The following is a 23,679-nucleotide window of genomic DNA, read 5'->3' as shown; positions in this document are numbered from 1 at the left end:
AATCCGAAAGTTACGGATACATAAACCCAATTGAAAGAGCAGATAAGATTATTTATACAATTCATGATAAATTATGTGAGCAGGAATAAATCGTCGGTTTGAATTTTAATTGAATATTGATTTCTGGCAATGAGGAAGGGGTACAAGCTATTTCGAAATTGGCTTCTAGTCACAAAAACTATTAACGATGATAACTAAAAGCAGAGTAACTCTGTTTCTCATAATCATAAGTTTTGCATCTTGTCGTAAAACAGATAAATACGGAACCTTAACCGAACCCGGTATTGCCATGACTTTTGATGACGATTATGTAGATAATTGGTATAAGTACCTTCCGCTTTTAGATTCACTTGGAGTTAAAGCAACTTTCTACATTTCAGGTTATCACAATTTATCACAAACACAAATTGCTAAATTAAAAGCAATCATGCAGCATGGCAATGAAATTGCCTATCATACTACAAACCATCAGAACATTCAAAAATATTTGGAAAACCATAGTGAGAAGGACCTTCTGCATTCTGAAATCTATCCCGACCTTTCTTTAATGAAACAGGATGGTTTCAACCCGGTTGTATTTGCATACCCATTCGGTTCTCACAATAAAGAAACCGACCAGGCATTAAGACCGTATTTCAAAAGTTTAAGGGCCCTTAATGGTTCTCCCAATCTTTCCCGAAGCCTTACTGCATCAATGAATGAAAGAATATTATTTGCAATGGGTATGGATAACAGCTCTAAAAGAAAAGAGTGGATGTATGATGAGATGTTACATTCTGCAAGTGAAAACCGTAATTGTTTGGTTTTAGTAGGTCATAGGATTGAAGAAGGTGATACGAACCTAAAAGTTTCGCTTTCAAGATTATTACATATCGTTAACCGGTCAAAAGAACTTGGATTGAAGTTTTATACCGTTTCGGAAATATCTGCAAAATGAATACTTACTTTTTTTTATTCAAAAGAAGTTGTGCTGTTACCACCGCAGCAATAATTTGAATTACTCCCATTGTAATAAAAAGTACATCAAATGAAATAAAATGAGTGATGAGTCCACCAATGGCAAATGCAATACCTGTAAATATTTGCGCCTGGCCGGTTGATAGTCCCCAGGCATACGAGTCCATTGTATCATCAAGACTTTTTGCATATAATGAGTCCCATGCCGGTGTACCCATTGCTTCTGCAATACCTAATCCGGCCTGCACTATAAAAAGCTGGATGGGGTTTGAGACAAACAGGTAACCAAAAGTAAAAAAGGCGTTTAGCAAATAACCAAGCACCATAATCTTTTCTTTATTCTCCCTGCCGTTAATTAGCTTGCCAAAAACAATGTACAGGATACCTGTGATAATAAGGTAGGTTGCCCAGGCCCATGTAATGTCAAGTATATCTCCCCCAATTTTTTGTGCAAATACTGCAAATAATGGCCCCAGCATTCCTTCTGCGAAATACCAGATGTTTGCTCCAAGTAATAATATTTTGGTTGTGCCCGAGAGTTTCATTCTGAAAAAGCTTCTTCTGCCTGCAAATAAATTTATAGATTAAGAGCAGTTTTACTGGAACTAAAAATATAAAAAATCAATGAAAAAAGTGTGGTAGCAAATCAATTAAAGACCTTGATTTAAAATCATTCCTAAAATTACTTTTTACAACTTGCAATAAAATAGCCGCTCCGAAAACGAAGCGGCATTTAACTATGGAAGCAAACGAAATATACTTTTTATATTAACCTTTATGACTGGAAATAATGTTTTTCTGAATCATATCTTTCACCACCACCTTACTGTAATCTTTTGCAAGGTTTGCCATGGATGATGGGTCAAATGTTTTAGACTGCACAGAGTAAATAAGCCTGTTACTGCCTACATCATACAAATTGCCTTCAGCAAAATAGTTGGTGCTGTTGGTATAATAGCCCTGTGTGTACACTCTGTCGTAGTAATATACATACCGTCGCCAGAATGGATTATACCCTAAACGGGGCTGGTAATCCACTCTTCCCGGTGTGTATTGCTGTTCCTTTTCTTTATCCAGCAATGCAACTGTCATTACGGCCTGAATACCATTATCTTTTAAATCGGCCATTACCTCCTGTTCATTCATTCCCTGGAAAGATTTAGGGCCGTAAGCCTCAAAAGCGGATGTAGCCTGGTAACCCTGTTCCTGCAACGCTTTCACCATTTCAGTTTCTACCGCTTCTCTCATACTGCGGTCTTTATCAGGCAGCATACCCAATACCATTATTTTATCGTCTTTAGTTGCACTATAACCTTTTGGAGCTTTCCATGATGAGGTGATGTATGTACTTGAGCAGGATACCATCAATACTGGTATCATTATTATGCTCATAAATGTTATCCATTTCATGATTATTAATTTACTTTTTTAGTTGATTAAATTCTATAATAATTTATTACTGCAATCTGCAGGGATTCTGAATATTGAGTGGAGTGAATTGTTAAAAGATGACAACAAACTGCTGATGAAGATTAATTGAGTAAAGCCAGTATCAGGCCGTATTATCCTAATGAAAAAGCCACAACCTTAAGATGTGGCTTTTCTAATCTTTGGAATTCCTCCTTTATTTTTTAAAATCATTGATACCATAATAATACAGTTCACTGCTGCCGGGATATAACCCTTCAATCTGGAAGTTATTTCCTGCTTTACCAAGGGCATCTCTCAGTTCCTCTGTTGTTTTAACAACAATGCCTGCCACTTTGGTTATTACAAAACCGGGTTTCATATTGGTTTCGTTACCAATAATGCCATCGCCAATTTCTGTAACCTGCACACCACCGGTAATATTCATTTTCTTTGCATCATCTTTACTTACATCAGCCAGCACAGCACCTAATGACTCTACCAGGGCGGCTTTCTGGCTGGCAAATGTTCCAACTTTATTTTTTAGCGTAACTGCAAATACTTTTTCTTCTTTGCCACGGAGTACCGTTACATTTATTTTATCACCGGGCTTATGCCGTGCCACCTGTTCTGCTAACTGGGCGCCTGTATTTACAGCGGCGTTGTCAATTTTAATAATGGCATCACCTTTTATAATACCGGCTTCTTCAGCAGCACCGGCAGGGTCTGTTTCCATAACCCACACAGCAGCTACTTCATCATTTATACCTAATTCTTTTTTCTTTGCATTATCTAAATCTTCAGGTGCCATGCTTATGCCGAGGTAGCCCCGTTGTACGGTACCAAATTTCATGATGTCACCAATTACCTTCTGCATCAGGTTAGAGGGTATGGAGTAGGCGTAACCTGCGTATGAACCTGTAGGAGATGCGATAGCTGTATTAATACCAATCAGTTCACCATTTGTATTTACCAAAGCACCGCCACTGCTTCCGGGATTTACTGCAGCATCAGTTTGTATAAATGCTTCCACTGGTGCAGTACCTTGCCGGTTAATGCCAATGTTCCTGCTTTTGGCACTTACAATTCCCTGTGTTACGGTTACATCAAGGTTTAGCGGATAGCCAACTGCCAGTACCCATTGGCCTAAATGAACATCATCAGAATTACCCAATGGCATCACTGGAAGATTCTTTGCATCTATCTTAATAAGTGCAAGGTCGGTGTTAGGGTCTGTGCCAATTACTTTGGCTTTATAATTCTTCCGGTCGTTAGATGTAACTGTTATATCAGTTGCACCATCCACAACGTGGTTGTTGGTAACAATATAACCATCATTACTGATGATAACTCCGGAACCGGAAGCTTTTTGCTCTGGCTGCTGAAAAGACCGGCTGCCATCGCCAAAGAATTTTTTAAAGAAATCGTCATTGCCAAACATATCACCAAAAGGATTCTGCTGCTGCTGATTGCGGCCTGCAGTTTCTTTAAACTTTGTAACAGTTTTAATATGCACTACCGTTGGCACTGCACTGCTGGCCGCCTTTTCAAAGTCAATTGGGGTAGAGCCGGTTTCTGTATAAGCCGTTTTTACAAAAGCAGTACTGTTGTTTTGTAACACACTGTTGTATGGTTTGCTGTTGTTGGCAAATAAGGCATAACCGCCAATGATGGCAACAGCACCAAAGGCGAGGGCGGCTATTTTCATTTTACTTTTCATTGTATAATTTTTTTGTTTAGATAAAGTTTCAAAAGCAATACTGATAGAAAACTGAATAAAATAAACCCCGGCATTGCTGCCGGGGCGGAAACCTTAGCTTTACATCTTCTTTAACGATTGCTCGTTTCTTGGAGCCTCATCAGGTTTCCGGTTTTCCTCCTAAAATTTTACACTATTGAGAAAATAATTTTAAGAATTGTAATTGAATAACCCAACAGCAAGAAAATAAATAGCAGTACTGCACATTGTGCTATGCAGCATCTCATTAACTACCTGTAAATTATTGTTAGAAACTGTAAGGAATCTGAAGACCTTAATTCATGAATTGTTAAAGCTTACATTGAATGAATGTAAACTATCAGCGTAGTTATAAGTAATGTCAGCTTTATACAAACTGCAAATCCGCTTTGCAATCTCAAGCCCAAGACCCAGGCTATTGGTATCAGCCGTTTGCTTTTGAAAACGCTGAAAAAGCCGCGATGCATCTAATGGTTTTGTGTTGCCTGTATTGCTGATATTAAATTGATTGGGTTCAATGATTATATTAATTCTGCCGCCCTGCACATTATGGCGGATGGCATTTGACAGTAAATTGCCAATCAGAATTTCAATCAATGTTTGATTGGCATTTATTATAGCATCACCAGCCACTCTTGTATGAAGCGATATGCTTTTTTGATTGAGTGCATTTTTATATTGTTCTGCCAGTTTTTGAACTGCCTTGTCAATATTCACTGATTCTTTATCTGTAAACTGGTTATTCTCAATTTTTGAAAGTAACAGCAACGTTTTATTTAACCGGTTCATCCGCTGGCCGGCCTCTGATAGTTCTGTAATGAGTTCTGCCTGGTCACTGGTAAGCGGTGTAGTTTGCATCAGCAGTTCAACCTTACTCTGAAATACCGCCAATGGAGTCTGCATTTCATGTGAGGCATTTTCAGTAAACTCCTTTTGTGAAAGATAGACTTCATGATTTCGGTTGGTTAGATTGCTGATGGTTTTATTCAAATCAGCAAACTCATCAACGTCGGTTTTTTCCAGTTCGATACTTTTTTCGCTTTCAATTTTGTATTCATGCAGTTTACCTAATGTAGCATAAAACGGTTTCCAGAGTTTTTTTGAATGATACCGGGTGATAAATAACAAACCCATAATTATGAGTACTAAAATTATTGCCTGCACCATGACTATGCTGAATATCAAATTATCGTTATCTACCAGCGATTTACTTATGGTGATGTTGTACCATTCGCTATTCAGCACAACAGTGCTTTCTAAAACACGGTGTGGTACATTTTCTTTTGCAATAGAATCAAAAAATGAAATGGTATAGATGGAATCTTTTGTTCTTTTAGTATTGGCAGGTTTGATATGAATATCAGGTTCAAAAACCTGGAAATACTCAAAGGGTTTGTTTGCAATTACTTTTTCCATCTTTGCCACCAGGTCAGCCTTCTGGGCTACAAGGTCTTCGTCCACATCTTCAGCAACAATACTTGTAAGCTCAAAATAGAAAACCGGCATTGATACAAACAGTACCAATACTGAGTATACAATATGTCCCTTCAGTGACTTGTTGAGTAATTTCATTCGTTAAATATCAAACTTATAGCCCATTCCGTAAATGGATTTTATATAATCTTCACAACCGGCCTGCACCATTTTCTTCTTCAGGTTCTTCATGTGGGCATAAATAAAATCAAAGTTATCAAATACATCTGCTTCATCACCCGAAAGGTGTTCTGCAATAGCATTTTTTGAAACTACCCGGTTCTTATTGCTAACAAGATAAAGTAACAGGTCGTATTCTTTTCTTGTAAGGTCAACACCTTTACCGTTTACCGAAACTGTTTTGGCAAGGGTATCAATAGTTAGTTCATTCAATACAAGTACTTTATTTCCATCAAATCTTCTGCGCCGGATTACTGCGGCAATTCTTGCACTCAGTTCAGAAAGATGAAATGGCTTTGCCAGGTAATCATCTGCACCAAGATTTAAACCGGCAATACGGTCATCAATAGAATTTTTAGCCGAAATAATTATTACACCATCCGTTTTATTATCGGCTTTCAATCCCTTCAGCACATTCAGCCCATTTCCGTCTGGCAGGGTAATATCAAGCAATACACAGTCATAGTCGAAAGACTCTGTTTTATCCAACGCTGTCTTAAAATCAGGAGCAATTTCACACAGATAATTCTCCTGCTTAAGGTAAGCCACAATGCTCTTACTAAGCTCTTTTTCGTCTTCTACTATCAGTAATTTCATCTCAAAGTTTTCATAAAATAAAGGTACAATTCTGAAGGGATTCTGAATAAATGCTTCAAAATGACATTCGTTGTATTCTCACTGCATTTAAAATTGCCAGCAATGCTACTCCCACATCAGCAAACACAGCTTCCCACATAGTAGCAAGGCCACCGGCTCCTAATATTAATACGATTGCTTTTACTGCAAATGCAAGGATGATGTTTTGCCAAACTATTTTCTTTGTTTGTTTACCAATATTGATGGCCATTGCCATCCGGCTTGGCTTGTCGTCTTGAATAACAACATCGGCAGTTTCAATTGTTGCATCGCTACCCAAACCACCCATTGCAATGCCTACATCACTTAGTGCCACTACCGGGGCATCATTTACTCCATCACCAACAAAGGCAACAGTTTCATTGCGGTCTTTAATGGCTTTTACTTTGTTTACTTTATCTTCTGGTAATAAATCGCCAAAGGCATTATCTATTCCTAATTTTTCTGCCACAAATTTTACAACGGTTGATTTATCGCCACTGAGCATCGTGGTTTTTACATTCATGTCGTGCAGTTTGTTTACGGCTCCCTGTGCATCTTCTTTTATACTGTCAGCAATAGTGAGATAGCCTGCGAATTTTTTATCGTAAGCAATTGCAATCAGGGTATAAACAATAGTTGAAGGTTCAATGTCGTATTTGATGGAGAATTTGTCCATCAATTTAAAATTACCAACCAATAACTCTTTGCCATAAACTTCTGCTTTCAATCCATGCCCTGCAATTTCTTCTACTGCATTTAATTTTATTTCGGTGTTGATATTACCAACATACTGTTGAATGGCTGTTGCAACAGGATGTGTACTCTGGCTTTCCAACGCATTAACCATTGCCAGTATTTCATCTTTATTGTACTCTGGCTTTATGTTTACTTCCTGCACTTTGAAAACACCTTCCGTCATTGTACCTGTTTTATCCATCACTACATTTTGAATGTTGGCAATGATGTCTAAAAAGTTACTGCCTTTAAATAGTATTCCGTTTTTGCTGGCTGCACCAATGCCGCCAAAATATCCTAACGGTATTGAAATAACCAATGCACAAGGGCAACTGATAACTAAAAACACCAATGCCCTGTAAAGCCATTGACTGAATACATAATTTTCTACAAACAGCATTGGCAGAACACAAATGAGTACTGCTAACAAAACCACAATGGGAGTATAGATTTTTGCAAACTTTCTAATGAATAATTCGGTCGGGGCTTTTTGTGCTGTTGCATTTTGTACCAGTTCTAAAATCTTACTCAGTTTACTATCTGTATAAGCAGTTGTAACTTTTACCTGTGCAACGGTATTCAGGTTTATCATTCCTGCCAATACCGTTTCGCCTTTTACTTTAGTATCGGGTTTGCTTTCTCCTGTGAGGGCTGCGGTGTTGAAAGAGGCTGTTTCAGAAATCAATTCTCCATCTAATCCTAATTTTTCTCCTGACTTTAATTGTATGATGTCGCCAATATTTACACTCTCTGCTTTAACAGTTTTGGATTGGTTATTTTCTAAAATGGTTACTTCATCAGGCCGCTGGTCAAGCAATGATTTAATATTTGCCTTCGCCCTTTTTACTGCCAATGTTTGAAACACTTCGCCAACAGCATAGAACAACATTACCGCAACGCCTTCGGGATATTGGGCAATGGCAAAGGCACCAACTGTTGCAATGGACATCAATAAAAATTCAGAAAATATTTCCCGTTTGCCAATAGCCACTATTGCTTCTTTAATAACCGGAAAGCCAACGGGTGCATACGCCATTACATACCAAACTATACGAACCCATCCGGTAAACCATGTTTGAGTAAACCAGTTATCAAATGCAATAGCAGATAACAATAAGACCAGGCTGATAATGGCTGGTAGAAACATTTTAAATGTGCTGCTGTTCTCACTGCCTGAATGGTCATGACCGTCATCGTCTGAATGTTCATTGTGGTCTAATTCCTTTTTAAACCTAATGCCGTGGTTATGTCCATCGCCTTTAAAATGGCTTTGCCGGGTTTTTTCATCCACAACACAACATGCTCCATTGCCATGCTCCTGAATCAACTTTTCATCTGCTTTCAGGTTTATTTTTTCTTCCTGTGTGCAGCAAAGCTGTTTGCCTTGTGCATCGTAAGTATGTTTATGATTGGGGGTTTTATTTATCATGTTTCTGTTCATTTGAAATGGACAATAAAAAAGGTTGCAGATGTTTCCATCCACAACCTTTACTATAATGTGTATTTTTTTGTTAAGCCCTGAAAGCACTTACCATTCCCAGAACGGAAGCCAGCATTACTACACACTTCCAGCAATTGAGCCTGTTCATTTTCATGTTTGTAAATTTTATGAATGTAAAAATACATAGCTGGCAGTTTAAATCTTGTTAATCTTCGTGGCCTTCTGTATTGGTCATTTTTGCTGAAACAAAAAATGCACCTTTTGTAACAATTTTAGCTCCTTTAGGAATTTCCTTTATCAATGTTATCTCTGTGTATCCAATGTCTGCTGTGCCTTTTGCAACGGGAATCCTTTCAAATGTTTTTTCTTTTGTTTCCTTCTGCTTAGGACTGTCCGTCGCAATATTATCAACCAAAACAAAAATGTAATCCTGTCCATCCACTCTTACAATAGCTTCATTGGGTACTGCAGGAACTGTTGTTTTGTCTAAACTCACAATGGCGGTAACATTCATGCCATCAATCAATCCTGTTTTGTCTCCTTTAACCATTGCATGAACCGAAACGGCTTTGCTTTCGCCTTCAAATGATGAGCCCAGTGAAAATATCTGTGCATCATACTCTTTACCGGGATTATTGGTTACTGTAAAGTGAATTGTCTGGTTGTTTTTTAATTTTGGCAAATCCTTTTCATACACAAATAAATCAAGATGCAACTGGCTGTTGTCAACTATTTCTGCAACTGTAGTTGTTACATCTACATAGCTGCCCATTTCTACATTTACATTACTTATTACGCCACTGATAGGGCTTGTTACTGCCAGTACTGAAATTAGTTTACCATTGCTAAGCCGTGCAGGATTAATACCCATTAATTGTATTTGCTGTGCCAATGTTGATTTTAAAGTCCGTAAACTTCTTAATTCTGTTTCAGCCGATTGTAAATTTTTTAATGCCCCTGCATTGCCTTCGTTCAATTCCTTTTGCCGTTTTACTTCCAGTTCGGCAAAAGAAATTTTTGCATTAACGCCCAGGTATTGGCTTTGTGCCTGTATAAATTCAGGATTGGCAATAGTGGCAATTGTTTGTCCTTTTCTTACGAGGTTACCGGGCTGAACCAGCAATGATTTTATAACACCGCTGTATATAGAATTCACTTTTGCTTTGTTCTGATTAGGCACCTTCAGCACACCATTTGTTTTGAGTGCGGCAGTTAGTTGCTTTTCTTCAATAGTGCCCAGCTCTATACCAATACTTTTTATTTGCTCTTCACTCAATACTGCCATATTTGGGTTAGCATGTTCATCTGTATGAACTTCTTCTGGCTTGGCTGCTTCCTCTTTGTCTTTACCACCGCATGAAACAAAGGTTGCTGTAATGGTGAGAATTGTGATTATTATAAAATACTTCTTCATCTTTTTATTTTTATTGATTGATGTAATAATTGTATTGAATGACTGAATGATTGTACGCATTGAGATTTTCGAGGTAATTCTTTTGTATCTCAATAGCCTGTGTTAAAAACTGAGACAGTTCGGCAAAACTTATTTCACCGGCACGGTATGCCAATGATGCGGCTTTAATGATTTCTTCCGCCTGCTTTAACCCGGTGCTTTCATAAAATGACAACATGCTTCGGTTTTTTTCCACTTCCTGCTGCATTTGTAATTTCTGTGTATTTAGTACCTGTGTTTCGTACTCATATTGCTTTTGCTGTACTGCCATGTCAGCCTGTGCCACTTTTACTTTGCTCTGGTATGCTTTTGCGCCGAACAATGGAAAGGCTGCTGTTACAGAAAAACCGGTGAAGGGGTCTTTAGCTCCCCATAACCGTTGAGAAAAGAAACGGCCTGAAAACTCTGGCTTATTTTCATTCTTTACTACACTAATACCTGCATTGGCTATATTGATGTTTTGTGATTGCAAAGCCAATAAAGGATGAGTGCTATCACTTGCCATAGCAGGCATGGACAATTTTTCCATTGGTATCATCTGCGGAAGCAAAGCATCTGTTGTATTGAGTAATTGCATTAATGATTGCTGCTGTATCTGCATTTCTTTACTCATCTGTGTTATTAATGCCTGCAGCTCTCTCATTCGTACATTGGCAGCAATGCTGTCAAGGCCGGGGCTGTCGCCGGTTTTTACTTTTAGTATAGCGGCAGCGTTCAGTGATTTATAAATACTGTCTAAGCGGTGATACAATCGCTGCTTATCCTGCAAGTACCAAAGCTGGTAATAAACTGTTCTCACATCCCTTTTCAATTGTACATCAATTGCAGCAGCACCGAGATTGTAATACTTCAACTGCTCCCCATACAAATTCTTTTGTGCTTTATACAAACCCGGCCATGATAGTGATTGCGAAACACCAATTTTCAAAATACCAGTATTATCACTTGGCCGCATATCTTCATTTTCTGCAAACACACCTGTTTTGGGCAAAGCTGTTGCTGTTTTAATTTGGGCCTTGCCTTTGTTTACCTGTTGATTGTTTACTTCATATTGCAGGTTGTTTTTTGCCAATGCGATGGCTTCGCTGCTGCTTACTCTTTTTGTTACAGGCTGCTGTGCCTGCACATTATTCGATATGCACATGATAAACGCAATTACAATGGTTGCTGCAACCGGTTTCATTTTCATTTCTCTTTTTGATGAAAAAATTATATAGAGTAATGGTAAAACCACCAGGGTTAAAAATGTAGCAGTTATCAACCCGCCAATTACAACAGTTGCCAAAGGCTTTTGTACTTCTGCACCTGCACCACTACTTAATGCCATTGGTATAAATCCCAAGGCAGCTACCGCTGCTGTCATCAATACTGGTCGCAAACGAATTTTTGTTCCTTCTCTCACTCTTTGCATAATATCTTTCATTCCGTCTTTCTCTAATTGATTAAATGTGCTTATCAAAACAATACCGTTTAACACTGCAACGCCAAACAATGCAATAAATCCAATGCCTGCTGAAATACTGAAAGGCATTCCTCTTATCAGTAATGCAAATACACCACCGATAGCACTCATAGGAATTGCAGTAAATATCAGTGAGGCTTCTTTAATTGAACGGAAGGTGAGGTATAGCATAAAGAAAATAAGAAGCAATGCAAGCGGCACAACAATCATCAACCTGGCAGATGCTTTCTGCAAGTTTTCAAATGTGCCACCATAGGTGTAATAATAACCGGGTGGCAATTTTACTTTATCGTTTAATTTTTGCTGTGCTTCTTTTACAACACTGCTTACATCACGGCCACTTACATTAAAGCTTACATAAATCCGCCGCTTGCCAGCTTCCCGGCTTATTTGTGCAGGGCCGGTTTTAAATGCTATCGTTGCTATTTGTGATAAGGGGATTTGATTTCCGTCTCTCATTGGTATATATAAATTGCTAACATCTTCTAATGAAGAACGGTGGGTGCTGTCTAAACGAACTACCAAATCAAACTTTCTTTCGTTTTCAAAAACAACTCCTGCAACTTCACCTGCAAAGGCAGTACTTATAACATGGTTTACATCTTCAATATTTAATCCATAACCTGCAAGCCTTGCCCTGTCGTACTCAATCGTAATCTGTGGTAATCCATCTACCCGTTCTACCTGTGGCTGTGTTATTCCTTTTATGGGATTGATGACTTTTGAAACCTTATCTGCGTAAGCAACTAATGTATCTAAATTTTCTCCAAATATTTTTATGGCCACATCCTGCCTAATGCCTGTCATCAGTTCATTAAATCGCATTTGAATGGGCTGGCTTGGCTCTGCTATTACACCTGGTATCTCAGAGAGTTTATCCCTCATTATATCAGCCAGCGCATAAAAATCTTTAGTAGTTGTCCATTCACTTTTAGGTTTCATTATCACCATCAGGTCTGATGCTTCGGGCGGCATAGGGTCTGTCGCTATATCAGCAGCGCCGGTTTTTCCAACTACCATCTTTACTTCAGGAAATTTCCGCAGCATCCGCTGTGCCATCATCACTGTTTCTGTTGTTTGCGATAAGGATGAACCTTGCGGCAATACAAATTCAATGGCATAATCACCTTCCTCTAAAGTAGGTATAAACTCACCGCCCATATTTTTAAATATTACAATGGACACAACCAATAAGGCTACTGCCATACCTACTACAGCATATTTAATTTTAATTGCTCCCTGTAAAAGCGGTGCATATCCCCGCTGAAAGAAATCCATCATCCTGTCGGAAAAATTTCTTTTATGGCTGGTGTTTTTTGAAAGAAATAAAGCACTCATCATCGGAATATAAGTAAGCGACAACAACAATGCGCCCAATATGGCAAAGCCAACTGTTTCTGCCATTGGCCGGAACATTTTTCCTTCCACACCCTGTAAAGAAAGAATGGGTAAATACACAATAAGAATAATGATTTGCCCGAACGCTGCGGAACTCATCATTTTTTTCGCACTTCCCTCAACGGCTTCATCCATCTGCTGCTGCGTTAGTTTGCCGGTAATTTTCTTTGCACCCAGAAAATGGAGTGTTGCTTCCACAATAATTACAGCACCATCTACAATCAACCCAAAATCTATTGCACCCAGGCTCATCAGGTTGGCGCTTACACCAAATAAATTCATTAAGGCTAATGCAAATAAGAGAGACAATGGAATTGCAGAAGCTACGATTAAACCTGCCCTTAAATTTCCTAAGAATAAAACAAGGATTAAAATTACAATCAACGCACCTTCAACAAGGTTTGTTTTAACCGTATTGATGGCCCGGTCAATCAAATTGGTGCGGTCTAAAAATGCTTCAATCTCTACATCTTCCGGTAATGATTTTTTTACCGTTTCCATTCTTTCCTTAACCAGTTCCACAACAGAGGCACTATTTGCACCTTTCATCATCAGCACAATGCCACCAACAACCTCTTTCTCGCCATTGTAAGTTAATGCGCCGTAACGTGGCGGTGAACCAAATTGTACGGTTGCCACATCCCTTATCAATACGGGAATACCGTTTTGTTGTTTGATGACGATGCTTTCTATATCAGCAAAAGTTTTTACCAAACCCACACCTCTTATAAAGTAAGCATTGGGCTTTCTGTCAATATAAGCGCCGCCAGTATTTTCATTGTTTTTTTCAAGGGCGGTAAATATTTCAGGAATGGTAACATTCATTGCTTTCAGCCTGTCTGGATTTACCGCTACTTCGTATTGTTTATTAATGCCACCAAAACCAGTGACCTCTGCCACACCGGCAATCCCGGTTAACTGGCGGCCAACAATCCAATCCTGCATGGTACGCAAATCCATTGCAGAATATTTTTGTTCGCTGCCTTTTTTGGGGTGAATAACATACTGATAGATTTCTCCGAGACCTGTTGTTACGGGCCCCAGTTCAGGATTTCCCATCCCTTTGGGGATTTGTTGCACAGCTTCCTTTAACTTTTCAGAAATTAGTTGCCTTGCGAAATAGATATTGATGTTCTCTTTGAAAACAATTGTTATAACACTTAATCCAAAACGGGAAAAGGAACGCATTTCCACAATGCCTTGAATGTTGGATAAAGACCTTTCCACGGGATAGGTTATAAATTGCTCTACTTCCTGTGCAGCCAACGTTGGGGCACGGGTAATAACCTGCACCTGGTTGTTTGTAACATCCGGTAAAGCATCAACCGGTAATTGTTTGGCACTCCACAAACCCCAAACAATTAGAGCCAGTGTCATTACACCAATGATGAGTTTATTTTTTATACTAAAATGAATGATTTTATTGAGCATGTCGGTTTACTATTTGGTTATATGCCTGGAGAAGTGATAAATTCTTTCTGCAATGGCTGCTAAAAGAATGGCACAACACAGTACTATAACAATGATTTTAATTACTCTTAACCATAAAGGCGGCTTTGCCTTTTTAGTTTTTTTGATAGTTGCCATTTTACATAATTGAAAATGGATAATGCAGTACATACCCCGTAAGGTTATGCAACAAATTCAACAAAAAGTAATTAAGATAATTTGGGCGGTTGCCAGATAGAGGAGAAAGTATCTGTTTCGGCATCTTCATTAAGTAATGGATATTTTTCTGAGAGAAAAACAATTTTTGATGCCTGTATTTTTGAGAGCGGAGAATAGAAAGCAGATGCTGCACAACAGGAGCAAGTACAAAACGGCGTACAGGCTTCTGACTGATGTTGGTGCTGCTGGTGATTGTCGTTTGCTTTTATACTCAGTTCAGTTTTGGCATTACACTCCAAACTATCCCCACATGGCAAGAAAGACATGTAGAGCATAAAGCAACTGAGTATGAAGAAAAACGGTTTCACTGCTGCAAATATAGAAACAAAGGTTTACAAATAGAAGGTTGCCACATGGTTGCAAAAGTATTGCCGGTTGTGTTTAAAACAACCGGCAAAATGACTAATAACTAAAACTTATACCAGCCCCAAACCCCATATCACTATCATAGTGTGTTCTGAGTGACCAATTTCGGCCAAGTATATAATTTACACCCAACATATACTCTTTATCGGTATTAACCATGAAAGAGGCCCTTACTTTTTTTGTAACAGGTATATCATCTCTTCTCAATTGAAAACGAACGATACCGTCTGTAAATACTTCGGCCTGCAAGCGAACCAGCATAGGCAAAGTATAATTAAATCCGGCGCTTAGCAAAGCCCTGTTATCTTTTGTGCTGCTTTGCCCAAAGAGATTTTTTTCTGTTTTGCCTGCAGCCGTTTTCCTGTACCGCCAATCGAAACCAATAAAGGGCATAAACCATTGCATCCTTCCAATATACCTGCCAATATGTGTCTCGGTTTCATAACCATGCATATCATTGTAACCAAGCCGCCATTCGCCACCAATGCTCCACCGGGTGTTTTGCAGCATCATTTCACCATCGTTGCCATTTGTAGCAAAATCATTTAAAAACATGAAGTGCATTTTCCTGTCATCTGCAAATAATTTACGCTGCGCCAGTTTAGGATTTGGAATTAATGGATTGGCTGCCTGATTTTGGTAACTAAACACTCTGCCCATGCCACTCATCATGTGGTATAAGATATGGCAATGGAAAAACCAATCACCCTCAACATTTGCATTAAACTCCAACGTATCGGTTTCCATTGGCATAATGTCAATAATGTTTTTAAGTGGAGCATATTCTCCTTGTCCGTTAACAACCCTGAAGTCATGACCGTGCAGGTGCATGGGATGGCGCATCATAGAGCCATTATAAAGAATAAGCCGCAGGTTTTCCCCTCTCTTAACCAGAATTTTATCAGCCTCACTCACCACTTTATTGTCCATACTCCATACGTAACGATTCATATTGCCGGTGAGTTCAAATTTTAATGTTCTTGTTTCGGCTATGGGCAAAGTGGTTTTTGCAGGAGCTTTCAGCATGGAATAATTCAGCGTAACGATATCACCTAAAGCATTTGCATTATACCTGTTGGGGTCACTACTCATATCCATTCCCTTCATGCTGCTGTCGCCTTTCTTCTTTTCCCAACCTGTAATTTCCGGGTACATAACAACATTCATATCCATTTGGTTAAGGCTCATACTCATTCCCATGTCATCAAGCCGGCCATTCATCTTCATCATGTCATTCATCATCTTCATACCTTCAAAATATTTTAATCTTGGCATGGGCTCAATAAGTTGCTTGATGCCATTACCAACATATAAAGAAGCAGCATTAGTTCTGTCTTCCGTTGTAGCCATTAATTCAAAGGCGGTACCATTAACAGGTATTGTAACCACTATATCGTAGGTTTCTGAAACAGCAATTATTAGCCTGTCTACTTCCACCGGTTCCACATCATTGCCGTCATTTGCCACAACCGTTATTTTACCACCTGCATACCGCAGCCAGAAATAAGAGGATGCCCCGCCGTTTGAAATTCTCAACCTTACTTTATCACCACCGTTTAACTGTTTTCCATCAACCGATTTTATTTCAGATTCAGGCGTTCCATTCATCAATATCCTGTCATAATACACATCGCTTACATCCATCGCCAGCATCCGTTTCCATTCGTTTTTCAGTTTGGTTTTAAAATGCCCGGCTCTTGCTGCTTCTGCATAACTCTGTACCGCATTTTTCTTTAAGGCAAACCAATCATTGGCGTTATGCAGCATCCTGTGTACATTTTCCGCTTTATAGTCTGTCCACTCACTTAATATAACCGGTACGGTGGGTAAATCATCAATGCCCGGCCGTTGTATTGTGCCGTTACTTTTTTTCAGCATTACAAAGCTTCCGTACATCCCTATTTGCTCCTGTAAACCCGAATGGCTGTGATACCAGTGTGTGCCATGCTGTATAATCGGAAAACGGTAAATATGAGTTGCGCCCGGCTTGATTGGCATTTGAGTAAGGTTAGGCACACCATCTTCTTTGTTAGGTAAGAATAAGCCATGCCAGTGCAATGACGTTTCTTCCTTCAATAAATTGTGTACATAAATTTCTGCTGTATCGCCTTCGGTAAATATTAACGTGGGCATAGGAATTTGCCCGTTTACTGCGATGGCTCTCTTTTCTTTTCCGGTAAAATTTACAATGGTGTCTTTTACATACAAGTCGTAACGAACAACTTTTTGAGCAAATAAATCTAATATAAGAAATGTAAAAAGTATTGCTAACGGCAACACTTTTTTATAAATAGTTTTCTGTATAGCCATTTCAAAAATTTCATTTGTGTGAGATTAATTAAGGCACTGTTGTTATTCCAGCAATGCCATGTGTTTTATTGCTTTATAGTTTCAACTGTTTTACCGCAATTAAGCATCATGTTGCCGTAATAAGGATTCTTTATTCCATTTTCCTTACTCAGCCAATCTGCTCCTTTACCATCATTGTACATTGGGCAATGCTGCAGATATACAGCTTCAGTTGGTTTAACACCCTTTATCAGGTCTATCATATTTTTTGAAAGATTGGCAAATGCCTCCCGTTGTACGGCTATATCCTTTTTTGTACTGATGGTAATTGCATCTTTTTTAAGGTCAGCTTCCACTTTCATATATGCCATGTGGTCTTCCATTTTCATTTTGTTCATCTGTACAGCATTAATAGCGGTTAATATTGCCGCAGCCTTAGAAGCCGCTGTTATGGCATCTGATTTTACCAACGCATCTTTTAAGCCAAAATAATTATCGTACACGGCCTGCAACTGATTAGCTTCCTGCAAAGGCATATTCATTTTAGCCGTGTCCATCTTCATGTTATGTTCACTGTGATTAATGTTCATTTCCATCGCCTGGTCTTTAACAGGTATAATTACAGCCACTTTATTAACCCTGTCGTATTTGCAACAACCAGGCAAGACATTATAAGCTCCGTCAGGGGCTAAAAAATTATCACTGTCATAACCGGCAAGGGCTATCTTTTTAAGCACCGCATCTGTTGATGTTTTCTTTGAATTATAGCTTATAGTTGCCATGTCTGTTTTCTCATCCCATACTGTTTTACTAATGCCCTTTTCCGTTCCGGCTTTTTCAATTTTTGACTTGCACATATCGCAATTGCCGTACACTTTTATGGTTTCTGATTTTGCATTTTTAATTTGAGACTGGCACGGTGTAATTGAAAATAAACCAACTGACACCATTAATATGATTGACTTCATTTCTTTTGAATTTAATTTATTGATTTATAAGATGCACATTAAGCCGAAGCACTTCTTTAAAGTGTCGGCAAAAATTAACTAATACTAAATCAAATTAAGTAAACGCAATTCAGCATGTAAAGCCGTTCTCTTGGGATTTTGGGCGGGGCATTTGATACAGGAAAATGCAGTGATACTTCGATTCCCTTAAAACTAATATCAGTGATGGGAATAACTAATGCCGGAACATCTGCAAATTGAATATATTGTGCTGTTGCACTTTTTTGATGTTCGGTTTTAACCTTTACCTGCTTGTGTTCATCTTTGCAGCATCCATCTTTCTTTTCCTTCATGCCGCATCTTCCGCACTTATTATCCTTTTTACCATGCCATAAACTCCATCCAACAAATTCGTTCATGCAGTAGTGCAGGTGAATAGTAGCTCCCATTGTTGCGGAACCATAGATTAACAGGAGCAATATGACGACTATTTTTTTCACCTCTGCAAAGATATACCTTTAAAACATACTGGATTTATAACATTGTTATCAGCATTATACCACTCATGTTAATCATTAAAGTGTCTTCTATAAAAGCAACAATACCTACGGGCAGGTTCAAAACTGCTGCTAAACTGGCATATTTTATTTTATGCTGGTTAAATACGCTTTGTAAGACATCAACTAAGCTTACATCAGCAATGCAAATATGACTACATTTTTAATGAAGGGATAAAAACCAGCAAGAAATGTTATAATGCCAATGCCGGAAGCAAATCCAGCTTTTCCAATTCCAGCTTTACGACTATTACACAGCGGTTGCAGACCATATTTTTGATAAATACCATCATAGGTAAAAACACTTACTGATTTGGTTATTCGACTTCGAATTTTGTTAGGTGAAGTATTGAAATTTTACTTTTTATCAGCACTTTTTATATCGGCTTGTTTAAAACACCTGCTGTTTTTCAACAAGATAGTATCACAAATTACATGAAATTAAATAATGGTATAAAAATTGATTATCAAATGTTTAGAAGCTATAATTTGATTTATGTTTAGGGCCAAACCAAACGATAAGCAATTGGTGGTAGATATACTAACCCGGTCTTTTATTGACAATAAAAGTGTCAATTACATAATTAAACAAGACGGGAAAAGAGACCAGCGTTTGAAACACCTGATGGAATACTCATTCGATTTCTGTAATTTATTTGGTGATGTTTTTATTTCGGATTATAGAGAAGCATGTGCTCTGGTACTTGTTCCCGATAGAAAAAAAGTTACCCTAAAATCAATATTGCTCGACATAAAACTGGTCCTTTTAGTTACAGGGCTTTCAAACACTAAGAAAGCCATCAGCCGTGAATCTGCTATCAAACAAATACACCCTAATGCCCCACTTTATTATTTATGGTTTATAGGCGTTGAGCCTTCGAAGCAAGGACATGGTACTGGCAGTAAGTTGCTCGATGAAATTATTCAAAAAGGTCTTTCAGAAAACAGAACAATTTGCCTGGAAACATCTACCATTAAAAACTTACCCTGGTATGAAAAGCATGGTTTTAAAACATACCGGGAATTAGACTTCGGATATAAGCTGTATTGCATGAAAACGCCTTAACAAAAATACAAGGTTATGCTTTTGCCGGGTACCCAAATGCATATTATAACGTTTCTGTTCATTTGCATAGAAACAGTTATTCTTTTATACCTTGTCATTTACCGTATGGCACGGCCGGATGATAAATCAACTTTCCTCAACATCATTCTGATTTTATTATTAATTCTCTATAATGTCACAGGCGGTTTTCTGCCAGACCCTAATATCCCCGGCTCTTACTATGTACAATTATCTATTGCCTATGCAACCGGGTTTATCACCCCTTGTTATTTCCCGTACTATGTCTTTAACGCCTTTTCGCTGCAAAAAATGAGGTTTCATGCCTACAAAGGTGTCATACTTTTCCTTGTAATTCCTTACCTGATTTTTGTTTTGCTTTTTGTTGTTTCAGGCAACTTAGATGTGGCAAAAAATCTGCTTATAATTCCTGTGCTATATGCTGTATGGGTCATTGTTACTTTAACAGGCGCCGTAAAGTTTAAATATCAAAATAACTTTAAAACTAAGGCCGCAAAAGAAGAAGTTGCAGTTCTTTTCCTGAGCCTTACGCCGTGGGTTGGGTTACCAGTAATTGATTATTTCAATTTTGGACAGGCAGTTGAAGCAACTACTACCAATACCGGATTTCTATTGCTGCTTGCCCTGCAGCTAAAGCAGCATATTACGCAGGTAAAAGCTGAGCATCAGCGGCTGATTGATTCTGAAGACCAATTGCTGAAATGGAATGAGCAACTTCAGGAAGAGGTGAGAAAAAGAACACAGGAATTGGAAAATTTAACCCGGGAAGAACGGCTGGCACAAAACTGTAAACTATACAGCTTTACAACTCGAGAAATTGAAATTGTTATATTGGTGTACAAAGGTTATTCACACAAGCAAATAGCCGAGATGCTGTTTATAGCGGAAAGAACGGTGGCCAAGCATGTGCAGAATATCTTTGAAAAGGCGCAAGTTTCTAATCGTTTAGAACTCAGCAGAAAGCTTGATATGGCATAAAATGCGTAGCTGGGCTGAATTGAATAAAATAGTCATTTTTACGCAGGGAAATAGTAAGTTTTGCGTATAGCAAAGGGTTTATAATTTGATAGTCATTTGGTATTCGTAATACCAAATTATACATCATGTCAAAAAGAGAGAATGGCATTGCTTCTGTTGCAGAAGCAACCGAGAAAATGGAGTTAACATCTGCCACAGAAATACTTCACCAATGGAACTTATCACTTGCTGACGGTTTTGCCGATGCGGATAACAGTTCTGTTATACCGGATAATAGCGTTTTTGTTGAGCTATTGAATAAGTGGAGTAATACCGCCGAAAATCTGCAGCGATTGATTTTAGATGAAATGATTGGCAGGCACTATGCAAAGGATAAAGAGGAATTCATCAGGATGGTTCAATTAATGCTGACAAAATTATTAGACAAGGTTTCTTTAGTCTGCTCCTGTTCCTCAATTTCTATAAATGATAAACAACCCGGTTTGTTAACACAGGAATTGTTAAAGGCACTTCATTTTATACAAGAATATTTTGGAACTTATTTTGATAAAAATGAAAGAGTGCCGGATGCATTAATATCATTCTACAAAAAAGAAATTAATACCTTGTCAGAATCCCTGCGGATTAAATTAAATTCAACAGGTTTAATGGAACAATTACTAACAGAAACACTGCATAATCATTTCGTAAGTTCATTTGAAAATCAAAATCAGCCGGTTACATATCGGTTGCATTTTTATGAAAAGGAATTGCTACGGGAACTTTCAAAAGAAGTGAATCCTGCAACCGACAGTATCAGAAAGTTATTGTACTACTATAACTTTAATTCTTCAGCGTTTGTTATATATGAATTTGACAGGTTGGTTAATCTGCTATCAGCAATTACAACAAAATCTGAAAAGATATTAATGCTTCGCTCTGAATTAAAAATTATAAATCAATTACCAGTAAGAATAAATTATTATTTCGATGATAATATGCCTTCGTTAAAAGAACAGGTAAGTACATGGATAACAGAAGAAATAAAATACTGTGAGGCTGGCCATTTTACTCCGGCAGCAAATTCAACCGGAACTGAGCCTGAAAACAAAATCAATACAACATTGTCTGTTGCCAAATTAGGCTTGCTCATCCGGCTTTTGGTGGTTGATAAAATTGTTATTAATCGTACAGTTGCCCCGATGCTGCGTACTGTTGCTAAAACTTTCACCACTTTGCAGCGGGAAGAAATTTCATTTGGCAGTTTAGAAACAAAATATCATGCACCTGATAAAGCAACAATTGATGTGATGAAGGATATGCTCCATAAATGGATTCATATTTTGAGCAAATTGTAAAACATCACATGCTCTGGCACATTGAAAAAATGAAATCAATATTTCAATAGCTTCACAAGATTATTCTTATCAAGATACTTCCACAGTTCCTGATAATGGTGGTATGTAAAACCATCTAACTTCAACAGTTGACTGACCGGCCAGTTAAGCAGTTGTTCCATATTATTAAAGCAAAGACGGCGGCACAGGTCCTGAAATCCCGGAGTTAAGGGATGATTTTGTAGCGGACTTTTTATGAATAATTCAAATTTCATTGCTAAAATCTTCATGTAATTGCAAAGTGCGGCCTTATTAGACCGCAATTATTATGCCTGATTAGGTCATCTTGCCAATTCATTGTTTAACATGATTCGGCAAAGCGACAAAGGCAATCTAAAAAAGCTGGGTACAAATATTAAAAGGCTCCGGGAGGCGAAAAATCTAAGTCTCCGGGAACTGTCGTATGCCTGTGATATTGATAACAGCAAAATTTCAAAAATAGAAAAAGGCCAAATCAATATAACTTTTACTACAATTTTACAGTTAGCAAAGGCTTTGGAAATTTCTCCGTCAGAATTGCTGAAAACTGATTACGAATAATACTCCGTTCATACTTTTCACCATTAAGGTAGTCCTACCGAACCTATCTCCATTTTTCGGTTTTTGGAAGTGTTTTTGTATTCCTGTTAACTATACAAATTCATCACTAAAGATTAACGGGTCATGTTACAATCAATATCATGGAGCCAATACATCTCCACTCTGTTGTTATCAATAATTATATATTACACTTATGTAGCGTACAAATATTTTCGCTGGGAAATACTTTCCATAATAGGTATAAAAAAAATAAACGACAAAGCAATAGCCATTCCGGTAGCTGAAATAAAAAAACAGTTTACTGCCAGCAACCATGCAGATTTTTTACCAAAGGAAATGCTTTTTGAAGTAAATAGTAAACTGCAACCATTTTGGGATGAAGTGAATGCTTACCTGTCTGAAATAAAACCACAAGCCCCAAAAGAAAAAATTTGCTTTGCTATTCAGCAAATATTGAACAAATATCCAGACTTAAACAACACGGAAAATAAAGCTGAAGTAGAAACTACAATATCCGGGTTGCTAAATCAATATTTTCCTGAAAAGTTTACAATGGCTGACATCCAATATATCTGGCATTGAAAAGTAATGCTTCATTATCTGCGTGCAGGAAAATCAAGTGCGGATGGGTTAGTATAATGAAGCATTCTTTTTTTATTCATTTCTCAAAAATAATGTGTGTATGAAAAAAGTGATTGCAAGAAGAAAATTGATTAGTGGCACTATCTGCTTTGTATTGGTGCTCCTTACTGCTTCAGCTATTGCGCAAGATGGCAACGCCGGTATAAATGAAGCCAACACGAAAGTAAGAAGCTACTTTGCCGCTGGGGTAAATCTTATGTATGCAGTAGGCGCCATTGTAGGTTTGATTGGAGCCGTGAAGGTTTATCAAAAGTGGAACAGTGGCGACCATGATACCGGAAAAGTAGCTGCGGCCTGGTTTGGCAGTTGCGTATTCCTGGTAATTGTAGCTACCGTTATCCGTTCATTCTTTGGTGTATAAAACCTTTGC

19 protein-coding genes are annotated in these 23,679 nt (G+C 38.1%); 7 read left to right on the top strand and 12 right to left on the bottom strand.

Annotated features, from left to right (window positions below; translation table 11 throughout):
• The first annotated feature begins 187 nt into the window (after positions 1 to 187).
• Entirely contained in the window at positions 188 to 937 is a 750-nt protein-coding gene (locus BC349_RS01545) for a polysaccharide deacetylase family protein (RefSeq protein ID WP_187254993.1), read from the top strand.
• Between the two features lie 4 nt (positions 938 to 941).
• Here BC349_RS01545 and BC349_RS01540 read toward each other — a convergent pair whose 3' ends face one another.
• The 12 genes from BC349_RS01540 to BC349_RS01490 all read right to left on the bottom strand — a co-directional run bounded on the left by BC349_RS01540 (position 942) and on the right by BC349_RS01490 (position 18,632).
• Entirely contained in the window at positions 942 to 1,502 is a 561-nt protein-coding gene (locus BC349_RS01540; protein ID WP_187254992.1) for an MFS transporter, read from the bottom strand.
• A gap of 223 nt (positions 1,503 to 1,725) precedes the next feature.
• Positions 1,726 to 2,229 (bottom strand): hypothetical protein, encoded by a 504-nt coding sequence (locus BC349_RS01535; protein WP_187254991.1) that lies wholly within the window; start codon positions 2,227 to 2,229, stop codon positions 1,726 to 1,728.
• A gap of 352 nt (positions 2,230 to 2,581) precedes the next feature.
• Positions 2,582 to 4,084 (bottom strand): trypsin-like peptidase domain-containing protein, encoded by a 1,503-nt coding sequence (locus BC349_RS01530; RefSeq protein ID WP_187254990.1) that lies wholly within the window; start codon positions 4,082 to 4,084, stop codon positions 2,582 to 2,584.
• A gap of 318 nt (positions 4,085 to 4,402) precedes the next feature.
• Positions 4,403 to 5,674 carry a sensor histidine kinase gene (locus tag BC349_RS01525; RefSeq protein WP_187254989.1) on the bottom strand — a complete coding sequence of 424 codons (1,272 nt, stop codon included), beginning with the start codon at positions 5,672 to 5,674 and terminating at the stop codon, positions 4,403 to 4,405.
• A 3-nt stretch (positions 5,675 to 5,677) separates the two neighbouring features.
• Positions 5,678 to 6,352 carry a response regulator transcription factor gene (locus BC349_RS01520; RefSeq protein ID WP_187254988.1) on the bottom strand — a complete coding sequence of 225 codons (675 nt, stop codon included), beginning with the start codon at positions 6,350 to 6,352 and terminating at the stop codon, positions 5,678 to 5,680.
• Positions 6,353 to 6,407: 55 nt separating this feature from the next.
• Positions 6,408 to 8,537 (bottom strand): heavy metal translocating P-type ATPase, encoded by a 2,130-nt coding sequence (locus tag BC349_RS01515; protein ID WP_187254987.1) that lies wholly within the window; start codon positions 8,535 to 8,537, stop codon positions 6,408 to 6,410.
• Between the two features lie 217 nt (positions 8,538 to 8,754).
• Positions 8,755 to 9,963 (bottom strand): efflux RND transporter periplasmic adaptor subunit, encoded by a 1,209-nt coding sequence (locus BC349_RS01510; protein WP_187254986.1) that lies wholly within the window; start codon positions 9,961 to 9,963, stop codon positions 8,755 to 8,757.
• A gap of 10 nt (positions 9,964 to 9,973) precedes the next feature.
• On the bottom strand, positions 9,974 to 14,293 hold the full coding sequence (locus BC349_RS01505) for a CusA/CzcA family heavy metal efflux RND transporter (RefSeq protein WP_187254985.1): 4,320 nt from the start codon (positions 14,291 to 14,293) through the stop codon (positions 9,974 to 9,976).
• 227 nt (positions 14,294 to 14,520) lie between these two features.
• The gene (locus BC349_RS20215) at positions 14,521 to 14,838 is read right to left on the bottom strand and encodes a DUF6660 family protein (RefSeq protein WP_379802208.1); all 318 of its coding nucleotides are present in this window, start codon (positions 14,836 to 14,838) and stop codon (positions 14,521 to 14,523) included.
• Between the two features lie 94 nt (positions 14,839 to 14,932).
• Entirely contained in the window at positions 14,933 to 17,206 is a 2,274-nt protein-coding gene (locus tag BC349_RS01500) for a multicopper oxidase domain-containing protein (RefSeq protein ID WP_187254984.1), read from the bottom strand.
• A 65-nt stretch (positions 17,207 to 17,271) separates the two neighbouring features.
• Positions 17,272 to 18,153, bottom strand: coding sequence for a DUF3347 domain-containing protein (locus BC349_RS01495; RefSeq protein WP_187254983.1), 882 nt, complete (start codon positions 18,151 to 18,153; stop codon positions 17,272 to 17,274).
• Positions 18,154 to 18,242: 89 nt separating this feature from the next.
• The gene (locus BC349_RS01490; RefSeq protein WP_187254982.1) at positions 18,243 to 18,632 is read right to left on the bottom strand and encodes an HYC_CC_PP family protein; all 390 of its coding nucleotides are present in this window, start codon (positions 18,630 to 18,632) and stop codon (positions 18,243 to 18,245) included.
• Between the two features lie 553 nt (positions 18,633 to 19,185).
• Here BC349_RS01490 and BC349_RS01485 point away from each other — a divergent pair.
• The 6 genes from BC349_RS01485 (at position 19,186) to BC349_RS01460 (ending at position 23,670) form a co-directional block, all read left to right on the top strand.
• Positions 19,186 to 19,755, top strand: a complete 570-nt coding sequence (locus tag BC349_RS01485; protein ID WP_187254981.1) for a GNAT family N-acetyltransferase — start codon at positions 19,186 to 19,188, stop codon at positions 19,753 to 19,755.
• Positions 19,756 to 19,770: 15 nt separating this feature from the next.
• The gene (locus BC349_RS01480) at positions 19,771 to 20,751 is read left to right on the top strand and encodes a helix-turn-helix transcriptional regulator (RefSeq protein ID WP_187254980.1); all 981 of its coding nucleotides are present in this window, start codon (positions 19,771 to 19,773) and stop codon (positions 20,749 to 20,751) included.
• A gap of 125 nt (positions 20,752 to 20,876) precedes the next feature.
• Positions 20,877 to 22,088, top strand: a complete 1,212-nt coding sequence (locus BC349_RS01475; RefSeq protein ID WP_187254979.1) for a hypothetical protein — start codon at positions 20,877 to 20,879, stop codon at positions 22,086 to 22,088.
• Positions 22,089 to 22,433: 345 nt separating this feature from the next.
• The gene (locus BC349_RS01470) at positions 22,434 to 22,667 is read left to right on the top strand and encodes a helix-turn-helix domain-containing protein (RefSeq protein ID WP_187254978.1); all 234 of its coding nucleotides are present in this window, start codon (positions 22,434 to 22,436) and stop codon (positions 22,665 to 22,667) included.
• A gap of 123 nt (positions 22,668 to 22,790) precedes the next feature.
• Positions 22,791 to 23,249 carry a hypothetical protein gene (locus tag BC349_RS01465; protein ID WP_187254977.1) on the top strand — a complete coding sequence of 153 codons (459 nt, stop codon included), beginning with the start codon at positions 22,791 to 22,793 and terminating at the stop codon, positions 23,247 to 23,249.
• 100 nt (positions 23,250 to 23,349) lie between these two features.
• Positions 23,350 to 23,670, top strand: a complete 321-nt coding sequence (locus BC349_RS01460) for a DUF4134 domain-containing protein (RefSeq protein ID WP_187254976.1) — start codon at positions 23,350 to 23,352, stop codon at positions 23,668 to 23,670.
• Positions 23,671 to 23,679: the final 9 nt, after the last annotated feature.

It is taken from the genome of Flavihumibacter stibioxidans (assembly GCF_014332695.1).
GTDB lineage: Bacteria > Bacteroidota > Bacteroidia > Chitinophagales > Chitinophagaceae > Flavihumibacter > Flavihumibacter stibioxidans.
Note: the sequence above shows the minus strand (reverse complement) of the source record. Positions and strands in the feature narration are given on the sequence as shown.